General features: G+C 41.2%; 13 protein-coding genes and 1 riboswitch. Of the genes, 1 reads left to right on the top strand and 12 read right to left on the bottom strand.

Annotation, left to right across the window (positions count from 1 at the left end; translation table 11 throughout):
- Positions 1-14 precede the first annotated feature (14 nt).
- The 5 genes from NE363_RS00825 to NE363_RS00805 all read right to left on the bottom strand — a co-directional run bounded on the left by NE363_RS00825 (position 15) and on the right by NE363_RS00805 (position 6,885).
- On the bottom strand, positions 15-590 hold the full coding sequence (locus NE363_RS00825) for a TMEM165/GDT1 family protein (RefSeq protein ID WP_445536347.1): 576 nt from the start codon (positions 588-590) through the stop codon (positions 15-17).
- 15 nt (positions 591-605) lie between these two features.
- Positions 606-792: riboswitch (yybP-ykoY riboswitch) on the bottom strand.
- Between the two features lie 28 nt (positions 793-820).
- Entirely contained in the window at positions 821-1,099 is a 279-nt protein-coding gene (locus NE363_RS00820) for a hypothetical protein (RefSeq protein ID WP_445535651.1), read from the bottom strand.
- 149 nt (positions 1,100-1,248) lie between these two features.
- A complete protein-coding gene (locus tag NE363_RS00815) occupies positions 1,249-3,222 on the bottom strand; it encodes a 2-oxo acid dehydrogenase subunit E2 (RefSeq protein ID WP_445535650.1) in 1,974 nt (657 codons plus the stop codon).
- Between the two features lie 2 nt (positions 3,223-3,224).
- A complete protein-coding gene (aceE, locus tag NE363_RS00810) occupies positions 3,225-5,942 on the bottom strand; it encodes a pyruvate dehydrogenase (acetyl-transferring), homodimeric type (RefSeq protein ID WP_004704938.1) in 2,718 nt (905 codons plus the stop codon).
- Between the two features lie 250 nt (positions 5,943-6,192).
- The gene (locus NE363_RS00805) at positions 6,193-6,885 is read right to left on the bottom strand and encodes a M23 family metallopeptidase (protein ID WP_004704936.1); all 693 of its coding nucleotides are present in this window, start codon (positions 6,883-6,885) and stop codon (positions 6,193-6,195) included.
- A gap of 107 nt (positions 6,886-6,992) precedes the next feature.
- On the opposite strand from NE363_RS00805, the gene NE363_RS00800 reads away from it, so the two are divergent.
- Positions 6,993-7,436 (top strand): DciA family protein, encoded by a 444-nt coding sequence (locus tag NE363_RS00800; RefSeq protein ID WP_004704934.1) that lies wholly within the window; start codon positions 6,993-6,995, stop codon positions 7,434-7,436.
- Between the two features lie 97 nt (positions 7,437-7,533).
- On the opposite strand, the gene lpxC is transcribed toward NE363_RS00800, so the two are convergent.
- The 7 genes from lpxC to murG form a co-directional block, all read right to left on the bottom strand.
- On the bottom strand, positions 7,534-8,436 hold the full coding sequence (lpxC, locus tag NE363_RS00795) for a UDP-3-O-acyl-N-acetylglucosamine deacetylase (protein ID WP_019458528.1): 903 nt from the start codon (positions 8,434-8,436) through the stop codon (positions 7,534-7,536).
- A gap of 110 nt (positions 8,437-8,546) precedes the next feature.
- A complete protein-coding gene (gene ftsZ, locus NE363_RS00790; RefSeq protein WP_445535649.1) occupies positions 8,547-9,722 on the bottom strand; it encodes a cell division protein FtsZ in 1,176 nt (391 codons plus the stop codon).
- Positions 9,723-9,886: 164 nt separating this feature from the next.
- The gene (gene ftsA, locus NE363_RS00785) at positions 9,887-11,149 is read right to left on the bottom strand and encodes a cell division protein FtsA (protein ID WP_004704928.1); all 1,263 of its coding nucleotides are present in this window, start codon (positions 11,147-11,149) and stop codon (positions 9,887-9,889) included.
- Positions 11,150-11,209: 60 nt separating this feature from the next.
- Complete coding sequence (locus NE363_RS00780) at positions 11,210-12,064, bottom strand: cell division protein FtsQ/DivIB (protein ID WP_019458529.1); 855 nt, start codon at positions 12,062-12,064, stop codon at positions 11,210-11,212.
- 2 nt (positions 12,065-12,066) lie between these two features.
- Positions 12,067-12,993, bottom strand: coding sequence for a D-alanine--D-alanine ligase (locus NE363_RS00775; RefSeq protein ID WP_004704925.1), 927 nt, complete (start codon positions 12,991-12,993; stop codon positions 12,067-12,069).
- 38 nt (positions 12,994-13,031) lie between these two features.
- Positions 13,032-14,480, bottom strand: a complete 1,449-nt coding sequence (gene murC / locus NE363_RS00770; protein ID WP_004704924.1) for a UDP-N-acetylmuramate--L-alanine ligase — start codon at positions 14,478-14,480, stop codon at positions 13,032-13,034.
- 11 nt (positions 14,481-14,491) lie between these two features.
- Positions 14,492-15,589, bottom strand: a complete 1,098-nt coding sequence (gene murG / locus NE363_RS00765) for an undecaprenyldiphospho-muramoylpentapeptide beta-N-acetylglucosaminyltransferase (RefSeq protein ID WP_107972307.1) — start codon at positions 15,587-15,589, stop codon at positions 14,492-14,494.
- Positions 15,590-15,708 lie beyond the last annotated feature (119 nt).

Raw genomic sequence — 15,708 nt, 5'->3', positions numbered from 1 at the left:
CAGCTTTAAATATCTTAAAAGAAATAATGTTGTATTAAAGTAGAGACACCTACAATTAAGAAAATAGCAGCACCAATTTTATGAATAAGCGAGATAGGTAAACGTTCTGCCAGTTTATTACCGATAAATACAGCAGGAGCATTGGCAATCATCATACCAACTGTTGTACCGAGCATTACCCAGAAAATACTGTCATAGCGTGCAGCTAAAGCGACAGTTGCAATTTGTGTTTTATCGCCAATTTCAGCCAAGAAAAATAAAATAAAGGTTGCACCAAAAACACCAAATTTTTGCCACTTATTAATACTATCAGTTTCATCATCGAGCTTATCTGGAATAAGCATCCAGAACGCCATACCAATAAAACCAACCGCAAGTACCCAAACCAAAATTTCAGGACTGAGAACGGTCGTAATCCACTGCCCAAGCACAGCAGAAATACCATGGTTAATGAGTGTGGCTAAAAGAATCGCAATTAAAATAGGAATTGGCTTACGGAAACGCGCAGATAGTAGCAGAGCCAATAGTTGAGTTTTATCACCCATTTCAGCGAGGGCAACAATCGATGTAGAAATCAGAAATTCTTGCATGTCGTTTCTCTGGCTAGCATAAATGCCCATGACCTACCGCTCCTGCTAGCCAAATATCTGCAGAGTGGTAAATCAAAGGTCTTGCCAACTCAGGAACGATGAGACGTTTAAGCTATGATGACCATGTTCTGTTGAACAATTATGTTGACCATCACCTATTCACATTTGCTGTGAATAGCGGCTACTCCCCAATGAAGTATGTGCTCATTATATTCGAGCAGTTCTATTTTTCAAACAAAAAATTTTATCCATGCCCATACTAACAGACGCCCCAAGCCTAATAGTAAAGCTAAACAGATACTTAAGTTAATAAAACCAAAATTGTGAATACCAGCTATATGTTGTGATTGAAATTCAAATGGCAAAATAAGCGTTGCCACAAATACTTCCAAACCGATTGCAACGTAGGTCATCCACTCCCACGGGAAGTGTAAAATACTGACCCATACTCCCATCAACAAAAATACAATCAACAGTAAGGGCAACATAATTTTCAGGAAACCCAACATTTACTATTTCTCCTTTACCTAATAACGAGAAATTTCTCCTCACGCTCAATAAGCCTTGCTTAATCTGTAGATTAACCCAAAATTTAATTAAAGAGATATCAAAAACAAAACCCCGCCGAAGCGAGGTTTTAGTTAATTATTTCAAAGTATTAGATTAATAAAGTACGAATATCTTTAAGAAGTTTCGTAAGTTTATTTGTAAAGCGAGCCGCATCTGCACCATTAATTACACGGTGATCATAAGATAATGACAATGGCAACATCAAGCGTGGATCAAAGTCCTTACCATTCCAAACAGGCTGCATCGTTGCAGGTGAAATACCCAAAATCGCAACTTGCGGCCAGTTCACAAGCGGTGTAAATGCTGTACCACCAATTGCGCCCAAGCTTGAAATGGTGAAATTCGCACCTTGTAAGTCTTTTGGTGTTAATTTCTTATCACGTGCTTTTTGACCTAACATACCCAATTCAACTGCAATTTGCTTAATTGATTTTTGGTCTGGGTTACGAAGTACTGGCACAGTTAAACCATCAGGTGTTGCTACCGCAATACCCATATGGATTTCATTGCGCAAGAGCACTGATTTACCGTCATCAGATAGATGACCTGCGAATTCACGCTCTTCTTTCAACAAATACGCAACCGCTTTGATAATGAATGCCATAATCGTCAGGCTGATACCTTCTTTTTTGAAGTTGCCTTTCAGTTCATTACGCCAATCTTCTAACTCAGTGATATCAGCCAAATCAAACTGGGTGACTTGCGGAATAAAGTTGTTCAACGACAATTGCGGAATTGATACTTGCTGCAAACGCGTCAGTACTTTTTCTTCCACACCACCAAACGCAGTGAAGTCAGGCAGCTTTGGCAAACCCGAAACCGCTGGTGCAGCCGCAGCAACTGGTGCAGCTTGTGGCGCAGTTAAACGACTCTTCACATAGGCAAAGATATCTTCTTTAATAACACGACCATGCTCACCAGAAGTTTTAACTTGTGACAAAATCACACCAAGTTCACGAGCAAGCTTACGTACAGCAGGGCCTGCATATACTTTAGCATTTTCGGCTTCTTGCTCTTTCGTTAACTTGTCACTACCAGACGCTGGAGCAGATACAGCCTGAATCGGAGCAGGAGCTGCCACTTTAGGTGCTGCTGCCTGTGGAGCTGGAGCTACTTCTGCTTTTGCCGCTGGTGCCGCAGCAGGTGCTTGGCCTTCAGCTTCAATTGTTGCAAGCAATATACCTTGTGAAACCTGTTGGCCTGCTTGCAAGTGAATCGCTTTCACAACACCCGCAACAGTACTTGGAACTTCAACAGTCGCTTTATCTGACTCAACCACAACAAGGCTTTGGTCTACATCAACTTTATCGCCAACTTGTACCAAGATTTCAGCAACAACTGCTTTATCTACACCCAAGTCAGGAACGTTAATATCAACTGGTCCAGATTGAGTAGCAGCCGCAGCTACAGTTTCTTGTTGAGCTGGTGCAGGTGCTGCCGCAGGGGCTGCTGTAGAAGCAGGAGCTTCAACTGGCGCACTTGATGCAGACGTTGTTTTCACTTTAATGAGCACAACACCTTCTTTAACTGTATCGCCTTCTTTAACTTGAATGCTTTCTACAATACCAGCAGTACTGCTTGGTACTTCTACAGTTGCTTTGTCAGATTCAACTACAACGATGCTTTGCTCAACATCAATCTGGTCACCTACTTTAACGAGGATTTCGCCAACTAATGCTTTTTCAACACCAATGTCAGGGACAGTTACGTCAACAGTTGCAGTTGATGTAGTGGCAGCAGGTTGAGCTGAAGCTTGAGCTTGTTGTGCAGGAGCTGGAGCAGCTGGCTTTTCAGCCGCAGGAGCTGGTGTTGGTTCTGGAGCAGCTTGCGCTGCACCTTCAGCTTCAAGTTCAAACAATACCGTACCTTCAGTTACGCTATCGCCTTCCTTGATTAAGATGCTTTTTACCACACCTGCTGAAGTGCTAGGCACTTCAACAGAGGCTTTATCAGACTCAAGCAAAACAAGACTGTCATTTTCAGCAATGCTGTCACCAACTTTTACTAAAATTTCAGCAACAACTGCTTTATCTACACCAATATCAGGGGTCTTAATTTGCATGCTTAGTTCCCCTCACCTGTTTGCGTTTCATTGTATTCAGCAACTGGCTGAACTTCCGGATGTGCTTGTGGAGCCCATGCAACTGGACGATCCGTATCTAACTCAAAGTTAGAAATTGCATCTTTCACTAAACGTGCATCTACTTCACCTTCGTCAGCTAATTTTTTCAAAGTAGCAACAACGATATGTGCAGCATCAACACCAAAGAAACTACGTAAGTTCGCACGCGTATCTGAACGACCATAACCATCTGTACCTAATGCAACAAATGGACGACCATCTGGAAGATAAGCACGAATTTGTTCGCTGTACGCACGCATATGGTCTGTAGCAGAAACTACAATACCTTCTGTACCACGTAATTGCTTAGATACCCAAGATTCTTTCACTTCTTCAGCAAGTGGGTGTAGGCGGTTGTATTCTTCACATGCCATACCATCACGAGACAACTCATTGAAGCTTGTTACACTCCAAACGTTTGAATGGATTTGGTATTCATCACGTAAGATTTTCGCAGCTTTGATCACTTCACGAAGAATTACACCTGAACCAAGTAATTGGACAGTTGCTTTTTCGTCTTTTTCGAATAAGTACATACCACGTTTAATGCCTTCCTCAGCGCCTTCAGGCATTGCAGGATGCTCGTAGTTTTCGTTCATTACAGTTAAGTAATAGAACACACGCTCTTGGTTCACATACATACGTTGTAAACCGTCATGAACGATTACAGCTAACTCATAACCAAAACATGGATCATAAGATACGCAGTTTGGAATCGTGTTTGCCAAGATATGTGAATGGCCATCTTGGTGCTGTAAACCTTCACCGTTCAATGTAGTACGACCAGCAGTTGCACCTAACAAGAAACCTTGAGCTTGCGCATCACCAGCTGCCCATGCAATGTCACCAATACGTTGGAAACCAAACATTGAGTAGTACATGTACATTGGAATCATTGGCAAGTTATTCGTTGAATAACTTGTTGCCAACGCAGCCCATGCGCTCATTGCACCAGCTTCGTTAATCCCTTCTTGAAGCATGTGACCATCACTTGCTTCACGGTAATGCATTAACTGTTCTTGGTCTTCTGGGGTATATTTTTGACCGTGAGCGGCATAAATACCGAGCTGACGGAACATCCCTTCTAAACCGAAAGTACGTGCTTCGTCTGGAACGATTGGTACTACGCGGTCTTTAATTGCTTTTTCTTTAAGTAAAGCAGCAATTAAACGAACCATTACCATCGTAGTAGACTGTTCTTTACCACCTGAACCATTTAATACAGCATCAAATACAGATAATTCAGGAATCGCTAAAATTTCACTCTCTTTACGACGTGCAGGAAGGTAACCACCTAATGCTTCACGACGTGCCTTCATGTACTTCATTTCTGGAGAGTTTTCACTTGGGCGGTAGAATGGAAGCTCTTCTAATTTATCATCTGTAAATGGCAGGTTAAAACGGTCACGTACATATTTCAAAGAGTCGATCTGCATTTTCTTGATTTGGTGAGTTTTGTTCACCGCTTCAATTTCTTCAGATAAACCGTAACCTTTAACAGTTTTTGCAAGAATAACTGTTGGTTGACCTTTCGCTTTCATTGCTTCTGCATAGGCAGCAAAAACTTTATATGGGTCATGACCACCACGGTTGAGATTATCGATGTCTTCATCGCTTAAATCTTTTACAAGTTCCGCAGCTTCTGGGTACTTGCCAAAGAATTTCTCACGTGTATATGCACCACCTTTTACTTGGTAGCGTTGGTATTCACCATCAACAGTTTCTTCCATTACCGCTTTTAAAGCGCCTGTGCTGTCTTTTGCAAGTAGCGGATCCCAATGACGACCCCATACTACTTTAATGACACGCCAGCCTGCGCCACGGAATAAAGATTCTAATTCTTGAATAATTTTACCGTTACCACGTACAGGACCATCTAGACGCTGTAAGTTACAGTTAACAACCCAAATGAGGTTATCAAGTTTTTCACGGCCAGCGAGTGAAATTGCACCAGTACTTTCTGGCTCATCCATCTCACCATCGCCAAGATAAGCCCAAACTTTACGATCTTCTTCTTTAATCAAGCCACGGTTCATCAAATATTTTTGAATGTGTGCTTGATAAATCGACATGATTGGACCAAGACCCATTGATACAGTTGGGAATTGCCAATAGTCCGGCATTAAATATGGGTGTGGATAGCTTGGTAAACCGTTACCGCCAACTTCACGGCGGAAATTACTTAACTGCTCTTCAGTTAAACGTCCTTCAAGGAATGAACGTGCATAAATACCAGGAGCACAGTGTCCTTGGTAATAAATCATATCTCCGCCAAAGCTATTGCTGTTTGCGCGGAAGAAATGGTTAAAACCTACGTCATATAATGTTGCACTTGATGCGAAACTCGCTAAGTGACCACCTAAATCATCACCTGTTTTATTCGCACGAAGTACCATTGCTAAGGCATTCCAACGAATCAATGCACGAATACGGCGTTCCATATCTTGGTCGCCTGGCATTGCAGGTTGTTCTTCAACAGAAATTGTATTTAAGTAAGGTGTATTGAGACGTTGAATTGGAACATGCTTAGCAATTGCTTGTTGGTAAAGTTTTTCCAACAAGAATGCCGCTCGCTCAGTTCCCATATGTTGTAAAACTGAATCGAATGCATCTTGCCATTCTTGGGTTTCTTGTGCGTCGGAGTCACCGTAAAACGCCATAATTCACCTGTTCCTTGTTCTCTAATCTACTTTGTATTTTTACCACGTTTTGCCCCTCTCAAGTTATTGCCACGGGTGAATGTGAGGGGGCCCTATTATTTTCTGAATGAATAGTCATTGACCGAGCATGACTCAAAATAACAAAAAAACGCCAATATAGGCGTTTTTTTATACGATAATTGCGTTAAGAAAGGTTTTATCTCATTTTAGATTCAAAAATTTAATAATCCTAATTTTTAACAAATACGATTTAAGGCAACATTGCTAAGTAAGTTGATGGATTCTTACGTTGACCATCTTTTACTACTTCATAGTGTAAATGTGGCCCAGTACAACGACCTGTACAACCCACATTAGCAATATGGTCACCAGCAGAAACCTGATCGCCCACACGAACCATTAAACGTGAAGCGTGTGCATAGCGTGTTAAATAACCATTACCATGGTTGATTTCTACATACTGACCATAACCTGTGCCCCAACCTGATTTAGTTACAATACCAGGACCTGTTGCATAGATTGGCGTACCACTTGGCGCAGACATATCTAAACCACCGTGATGCTCTGCACGACCACCCATGGTACGACCACCAAAGTTAGAAGAAACACGTACGCTATCAGGAAGAGGATGAGAAACTAACCAAGAATAAGGATTTGAAGAAGAGGTATTAAAAGAGTTTTTAGCGGTAGTATTACCATATTTTTTTGCCAGTGAGTCGTTGTTGAGCTCAACTGTTTTCGGGCGTAAAGTGACTGAAACTTTTGCACTTGCCGGAAGATCTAAATCATCAGGATGCGTATATGAACCTTGAGATAATGTTTTTGATAACTGTTCCAATCGATCTGAATCTGTAGATTGGTTAATATTTTGATAATCTGCAAAAGCAACCGATGCTGCCGAAGCGGCTAGGGAAAATGCTAATAAAATACGACGCGTGTGCATAAAAACCTCTTGAAACTGTTCTTACTCAAGTTCCTTATGATCTCTTCCTTGATATCAGTCGAAATGAACGCTTAAGATGGAGACAAGAAACCATTCGAGAATGATCAATGTCTAAACCCGATAACGTTTTTCAACAATCCGGAAAACACATAAAAACAGGAAACCTTACGTTTCTAACAACGCAAGTCGCGCAATGGCAAAGACTTACGAAAATAATCCAACCCTTATTGCCCCAACCGGAACAATGGCAGGTCGTGTGTTATCAAAATGGCACTTTAATTATTACTGGTGAAAATCAGGCAATGATTAGTCAACTCAGCTATTTACAGAGCCAATATATATCTAAATTATCTCAACTTGAAGGACTAAAAGACTTACAAAGAATTCAAGTTCGCTTGAGAAATAAGACTATTTCTACAGCGCCCTCATCATCTGAGCCTTCTAAATCCATCCCCCCGGAAACACAAGAAATGTTACGTAGTGCCGCCGACTTCGTGAGCGACCCTAAGCTTAGCCAAGCTTTACTACGTTTGGCAAGCAATAAAAAATGATGAGCTTTCCATTTCTTAATTAGAATCGTTCTTATTTTGTGATAAAAATCACACTATTCACTGTTACATTATAACATAGATAAATAAAGACAATGACTTATGTCACACTCACATATGGAATTGGACATTCATTCTCGTCATTAAATGTTACAATTTCATAATTACTCGGATCACTTTGAACATTGCGTAACAGCTGATTATTTAAAGCATGTCCCGATTTATAACCATCGAACTTGGCAATAATTTGATGACCAAGTAAATACAAATCACCCACTGCATCTAAAATTTTATGTCGAACAAATTCGTCAGCAAATCGTAAACCTTCTTCGTTCACAACCCCTGTATCATCTACACCAATCGCATTATCCAGACTTGCACCTAAAGCCAAATTATTTGCTTTGAGGTAATCTAAGTCTTTCATAAAACCAAAAGTTCGTGCTTCACTGACCTCATACACAAACGTTTCGGTTGAAAAATCGATTGTCGCAGACTGGTATTCTTTTGCAAAAGCAGGATGATCAAAATCAATGGTAAAGTTGAGCTGAAAACCATTATGTGGTCGAAAAATTGCTTTTTTATCTTCAATTAAAGCTTCAACTGGTTTTAATATTCTTATAAATTTTTTAGGGGCATTTTGCTCGCGCAAGCCACCTTGCATTAATAGATAAATAAATGGTCCAGCACTACCATCCATAATTGGCACTTCGGATGCTGATACTTCTACGATTAAATTATCAATTCCTAAACCCGCAATCGCGCTCATTACATGCTCAATCGTACCTACTTTAATATCACCGGTAACAAGGTTCGAACACATAAATGCTTCTTGAATAAGCAATGCATTAGCAGGAATATCAACAGGTGGATTCAAATCGATACGGCGAAATACAATACCTCCATCCACGGTATGTGGAATGAAATTGATCATCACTTTTTGACCGCTATGAAGACCTATTCCACTCGCTTTTACCACACGATTGAGAGTACGCTGTTTCACCATGCTTTGTAACTTCTTTTTTAAAACCGCTATACGTTAGCATATTTAGTCATTGATCAAAAATAAAAAAAGGCAGTGTTTAAACACTGCCTTTTAGTAGATCAAAGACTGAATTACTTACGTTGCTGATTTTTCAAGTAATCTTGAATACTCATTGGCGAAGAACGCGGTGATGAACTTGGTGCATTATTTACATCAGTTTCAGCATTTTGGCGTTTATTAATTGCAGGAACATCATCTTCATCTACAGATTGTGCAGATTGAGTTGATGTATGGGTTACTGTATTACGCTTTCTCGGTTCTGCATCAGCAGCATTACGAGTCAAACCAGTTGCAATCACAGTTACACGTAATTCATCACGCGCATCTGGATCAAATACTGTACCGTAGAAGATTTCGCCTTCATCAAGGTCAACAATTTGGTTAACCACATCAGTAATGATTTCTGTTTCACGTAACGTGATGTCATCACCACCCGTAATGTTAATTAACACGCCTTTGGCATTAATGATATTTACGTTATCAAGTAATGGACTACGGATTGCCTGTTCAGCAGCTTGACGCGCACGGTCTTCACCACGACCCAAACCAGCACCCATCATTGCGTAACCGCGAGTACTCATTGCAGTTTTCAAATCGGCGAAGTCAAGGTTAATGTGACCGCGATTAACAACAAGATCAAAGATACTACGTACAGCGTTTAACAATACATCATCTGCCTTTTTATAGGCATCTTTCATTGAAATATCACCATACACGCTTAACAAACGCTGGTTAGGAATAATAATCAATGAATCAACATGTGCTTCTAACGCTTCAATACCGCGTTCAGCTGACTTTTGACGACGACGACCTTCAAAGTTAAATGGAGTCGTTACCACACCAACAGTCAAAATCCCCATTTCTTTAGCAACTTCAGCAACAACTGGAGCTGCACCAGTACCTGTACCACCACCCATACCAGCGGTTACAAACACCATGTCAGTCCCTTCAAGGTGCTGACGAATAATTTCACGACTTTCTTCTGCTGCAACTTGACCCACTTCTGGGTTAGCACCTGCACCTAGACCACGTGTACTTTGCTCACCTAACTGAATTTTGAAAGGAGCATTCATACAGTCAAGTGCTTGTTTATCTGTATTGGCACAAACGAATTTAACACCCTGAATATCAGACTGTACCATGTGCTGAACGGCATTACCGCCACCACCACCTACACCAAATACAGTGAAACGGGCTTGACCGTTGCCATCGTTTAGTTCATCTTCTATAAATTCAAATGAGGCCATGACCTTTAGGGTTCCTAATACATTATGGCAGTCACTTCAGCCCGTATACTGCCTTGATTTTCAAAAACAACTAATTTTAAGAATGCTGTGCAATACAAACCTTGTCAAGTACAGTGGTTTTCTCTTACAACTTCCTAACAATTCTACCAATAAATCCATACATCCTAAAAAATGGCTTTAAGTTTGCTATTAAACGCATTCCAACCATTCACCATTCGTTCCCATACCGAACGGTCACTACCCTCTTCAGGTTCCTCAACAGCTTCTTGTAATTCGCTTTGGCTAAACATAAGCAAACCAGCTGCTGTCGCATACATTGATCGACGTAACGCAGCTTGATGCTGATCATCAGCATACACCTGTAACGGTGGATTACCTAAATGAGCAGACACACCCAACATACGACGCGCTAAACTTACCATACCCTCAATCTGGCAAGCATCACCTGTCAATACAACACCATGATACAGACCATGGATTGCACCGCTTTGTTCTAGTTCTTCACGAATTTGACCAAAAATCTCTTCGTACCGAGCAATAATAATTTCTGACAACTCAATTCGGCTAATGGTTTGAGGACCATCAATACCCTGTACCTGAATCATATGGTCAGGCTTAACAGCACTTAGATCAACGCAGCCGTGTAAGATTTTAATCCGTTCAGCTTCGTCGGTCGTTGTTTGTAACACAGCAGCAATATCACGTGTCACATGTTCACCACCACGCTGTAATGTACGCGCTAAAGCTAAACGACCATCTAAATAAACTGCTAAATTGGTAATGCCTGCGCCAATATCAACGAGACAAACACCATACTCTTTTTCATCTTTGAGCAAACTTGCTTCAGCGGTTGCCAAGCAAGAAACTACCATTTTTTCAACACCAATGTTCGCACCTTTCATGGCACGATCAAGGTTCTGCATAGTAGCGATTGGCATCATCATGAGTTGATAGTGACCAGTCATGCTATGAGCAGTCATATTAATTGGATTTTGAACCCATTCAGCAGAGTCACCCAACTCAAACCCAAGTGGGACCGCACTCGCTAAATAATAATCAGAGGTCACATGGCTTGCTTTTGCTAACTCCAATGCACGTACAACTTCATTGGTTGTAATCACATGTGCAGGGTTAGCAACAGGCGTGCGTCCAGAAGCATAGAAACTTTGCAGCTCGGTACTTGGAATAGATACCCACGCACTATGAATGCGACATTCAGCCATATTTTCCGCTTCAGAAACGGCGTTCTTAATCGCAGCAATGACTTTATCGAGACTTACAATTTTTCCTTTGTTCATGCCTCGATTGCGAGCAGTTGCCATACCGATAACCTGAATGTTATCCGGTGCATGAATTTTTCCAATCAAAACTGAAACTTTATGCGTCCCAATGTCAATCGCAACAACTGAGGGAACAGCTTCACTCATCACTCATACCATTTCTTTGTTGTCTAATACCAGGCAAATTGCCTATTTTAAAGCCACGTATTATGGCTTTGCTTTTGTACCACCTGCAATGCTTGTGTCATCACTCGTTACAACAAACTGACCATTCACAATTTTAGGTGGAGTTGCATTCTTCCATTGAATAGATAATCCATTACGATATCGCAAATCAATGGCTGAGATTTTCGTCCACACAGGTTTTAGGTCAGATTGTGCCAAGTGACTTAAACGTTGCAATTTATTCATTGTTTGGTCTTGGTCAACAATAATGCGCAAACCAGAATCAAACTGCATAAACCAAGTCATTCGTTCCGTTAGATATAACTCTTTTAAACGCAAATTAACAGGATGGAATAACTGATTAATTTCATTATAGCGTCGCATCATCATTTTAGACTGGCTTACCGGGCCGTGTAACAGCGGCAGCTCAGGATGAAGTTTCGGTTCTGCCTCACTAAATACGTCGCCACCATCGCTTAATAAGCGGCCTGTTCCCCAACGGGCAATCGCATGTTTAGGCATGATACGAACACGAATACCATTGGGCCAAGCACGAGATACAACGACTCGGTCTACCCATGAAATTTCTAATGCTTTATCACGAATCTGCTCTAAGTCAGACGTAAAATAATTATCTTTTACAATCGGCTGGACATATTGCATTACTTGCTGAGATTCAACTGGAGTCGTTGAACCCACAACTTCAAGTTTTGCAACAGTTGCATCAGTAATAACCTTATATAGCCCGTAAATTCCGACTGCCAGCACTAAAAAGGCAATAACCAGCAACATCCATCCGCCAGCGTTGGCAAGCTTTTGCTTACGCGTAGGCGGTTTTTCATGAATGGATGTAATTGCCGCACGTTTACGGCGCATGGAAGCCGGAAGTTGTGCCATATTTAAGCTGTACCTTCCAATGTTTGCTCAAGAATTGCAACACACAACGCTTCAAAGCTATAACCAACTGCTTTAGCAGCCTTAGGTACAAGCGAATGACTTGTCATACCTGGCACAGTATTCACTTCTAAAAGCCAGAAAGTACCTTGCTCATCCTGCATTGCATCAATACGGCCCCAACCTTCTGCGCCTACTGCTTGGAAAGCACGCAAACTTAAAGCTTGTAATTTTTTCTCGTCTGCATCACTTAAACCACAAGGGATACCATACTCGACATCATTACGTTGATATTTTGCTTCATAGTCATAAAAAGCAACATCTGCAGGTGGTTGCAAACGAATAACAGGTAAAGGCTGACCATTTAAAAATGAAATCGTAAATTCACGACCAGTAATCCATTTTTCTGCCATGACCACTGCATCGTGCTGAGTTGCTTTTTCAATTGCTGCCGCAAAATCTTCTGCTTTCTCAACCTTACTCATGCCTACGCTTGAACCTTCATGCACAGGCTTAATAATGACTGGTAGACCCAATTCCGCAATGACTGAATCGAGGTCAGTTTCTTTGGTAATAATTCGATATGGTGCTGTAGGTAAATCACTACCTTGCCAGATTTGCTTGGTTTTAACTTTATCCATACCAATAGCAGAACCTTGTACACCAGTTCCTGTATATGGAATATTCAACCACTCAAGCACACCTTGGATCTGACCATCTTCACCGCCACGACCATGCAATACAATAAATGCGCGATCATAGTTTACAAGTTCAGTTACACTACGGTCTTGCGGATCAAATGCCTCAGCCTGAACACCTGAACTTAACAAAGCGTCCAAAACTGCCTGACCACTATCTAAAGAAACAGCACGCTCAGCCGATTTTCCACCAAACAACACAGCAACTTTGCCGAATTTTGTAGCATTTGACACGTTTAAATCCTTAACCCGATAATTCAATACTTTTTTGTTTATTTCACATACAAATGGTGCTGTGCAAGTTCTACTGAAATTGCTCCCACGTTACCTGCACCTTGCGTTAATAACAAGTCATTTGGTTGTAACACATTTTGCATGATGTTTTGTAAATTACCGTCAACGGGATCAATCAAAATCGGTTCAACCTGACCACGCAAGCGGATACTACGCGCTAAAGTACGGCTGTCTGCACCAACAATTGGTTTTTCACCAGCAGGGTAAACTTCGAGTAATAATAATTGGTCGACTTGAGATAAAACTTCAATAAAGTCATCAAAACAATCACGTGTACGAGAATAACGATGAGGTTGGAAAAGCATCACTAAACGACGATCTGGATGGCTCTGACGAGCTGCTTTAATAGTTGCTTCTACTTCTTTAGGATGATGTCCATAGTCATCGACTAATTTTACATTACCCTCACCAAGCTCAAATTCACCTTGTACTTGGAAGCGACGCCCAACACCACTAAAGCCTTTTAATGCACGACTAATCGCTTCGTCTGAAACACCCTCATCAGTTGCAACACCAATTGCAGCCAAAGCATTTAAAACATTATGCATGCCTGGTTGATTAATCGTTAAACGAAGCGGCTCACGTCCTTTACGCAATACCGTAAAATGCGAACGCATGCCATCTTGCTCTACATCAATCGCACGGATGTCATTATCTTCATTAAAACCATACGTAATAACCGGACGACCTACACGTGGCAAAATCTCACGAATGTTCGCATCATCACCGCAAACTACAGCTAAACCATAGAACGGTAAATTATGTAGGAACTGCACAAAAGTATCTTTTAACTTATCAAAGCTACCTTCATAGGTGTCCATATGGTCAGCATCGATATTGGTTACAATCGCTGCCATTGGCTGCAAATAAAGGAATGAGGCATCTGATTCGTCAGCTTCTGCCACAATAAAACGACTTTCACCAAGCGCTGCATTTACACCAGTACTATTAAGCAAACCACCAATCACATAAGTTGGATCAAGGTTTTCTTCAGCCAACATTGTGGTTAACAAACTCGTTGTTGTGGTTTTACCATGTGTACCTGCTACGGCAATACCATGACGGTAACGCATAAGTTCACCGAGCATTTCTGCACGACGTACAATCGGAGTACGTTGTTCAATTGCCGCTTTAATTTCCGGATTTTCCGGATCAATAGCAGTTGAAACTACAAGCACATTAGCGTTTTTAATATTTTCTGCTTCGTGTCCGATATAGACCTTAATGCCATTTTCTTCTAATTGTTGTGTAGTTTTAGAAGCTTTAATATCTGAGCCGGAAATTTTATATCCTTGGTTAGCTAGCACCTCAGCAATACCACACATACCTGCTCCGCCAATACCCACAAAATGAATGTGTTTGATACGGCGCATTTCAGGCACTTTAATCAATTTTTTTGCTTGGTTTGCAGCTGTTGTTGGAGACATAGTAAATCCGATTACATTTTTTGAATAAGATCAACCACATGCTGAGTTGCATTTGGTTGGGCATGTTGACGCGCTTTCACTGCCATTTCTGTAAGTAATTGGCGGTTCATCAACGTGGTAAACAATTGATTTAAAACTTCTGGTGTCATGGTAGATTGCTGGCAAATTTTTGCAGCACCGACATCGGCCAGAAATTTGGCATTTGCAGTTTGGTGGTCATCTACCGCAATAGGTAACGGTACAAAAATTGCTGCAACACCAGCGGTCGCAACTTCTGTCACAGTTAAAGCGCCAGCACGGCAAATAATCAGGTCTGCTTCGCTATATGCCTTCGCCATATCTTCAATAAATGGCAAAACCTGTACAGTTAAATTTGCAGGTGCATCTGCGTACAATGCTTGTGTTGCTTCAACTTGTTGCTGACCACACTGATGAAAAATATTCAGTGGAACCTGCAGTTGCTTTAAAGCTGGGGGTAAACGTTCATTGAGTGCTTTGGCACCTAAAGAACCACCTACAATTAAAATATTTAACGGCTTACCCGCTTGTTCACGCTCATCGTAGCGCCATTTTGGGCTTAAAATATCTGTAATTTCGCGGCGTACTGGATTTCCGGTAGTGACCACTTTTTCGCTGGCAGGAAAAGTTTTAGGAAATGCTTCGCATACTACTTTAGCTACACGTGATAACTGCGCATTGGTAAAACCGGCAACTGCATTTTGCTCGTGAATGAGAACAGGAATACCTAATAAGCGAGCCGCCAGACCACCCGGTCCTGCAACATAACCACCAAAGCCAGCGACTGCATCAACTTTGAGCTGTTTCATATAACGCATAGCGCTAAAAGTTGCTTTTAAAATTTTAAAAGGCGCGGCGAGTTTACGGATGACTCCGTTTCCGCGCACACCTTGAATATCAATTTGATATATTGGAATATTTTGATCTTTTAATAACCGATTTTCCATACCTGTTGGCGTGGCTAACCATGAAACCTGACAACCTTGTTGTTGAAGTTGTTTGGCTACGGCGAGGGCTGGAAAAACATGTCCACCAGTACCGGCAGCCATCATCATGACATGTTTAGGTTTGCTTTGCTGTGAATCTGTCACGGTCTAATTCTTCAACTCAAAAAACAATGGAAATTGTCATCTATTTTTGTAGCCGTTTATTTTAATCCTAAAGCTTCATTAACGAAAAGCGAATTTCACTCGTTTATAACAGAAAGATG

It is taken from the genome of Acinetobacter sp. G18 (genome assembly GCF_052660225.1).
The sequence above is the reverse complement of the archived record's forward strand: the minus strand, read 5'-3'. Positions and strand labels throughout refer to the sequence as shown.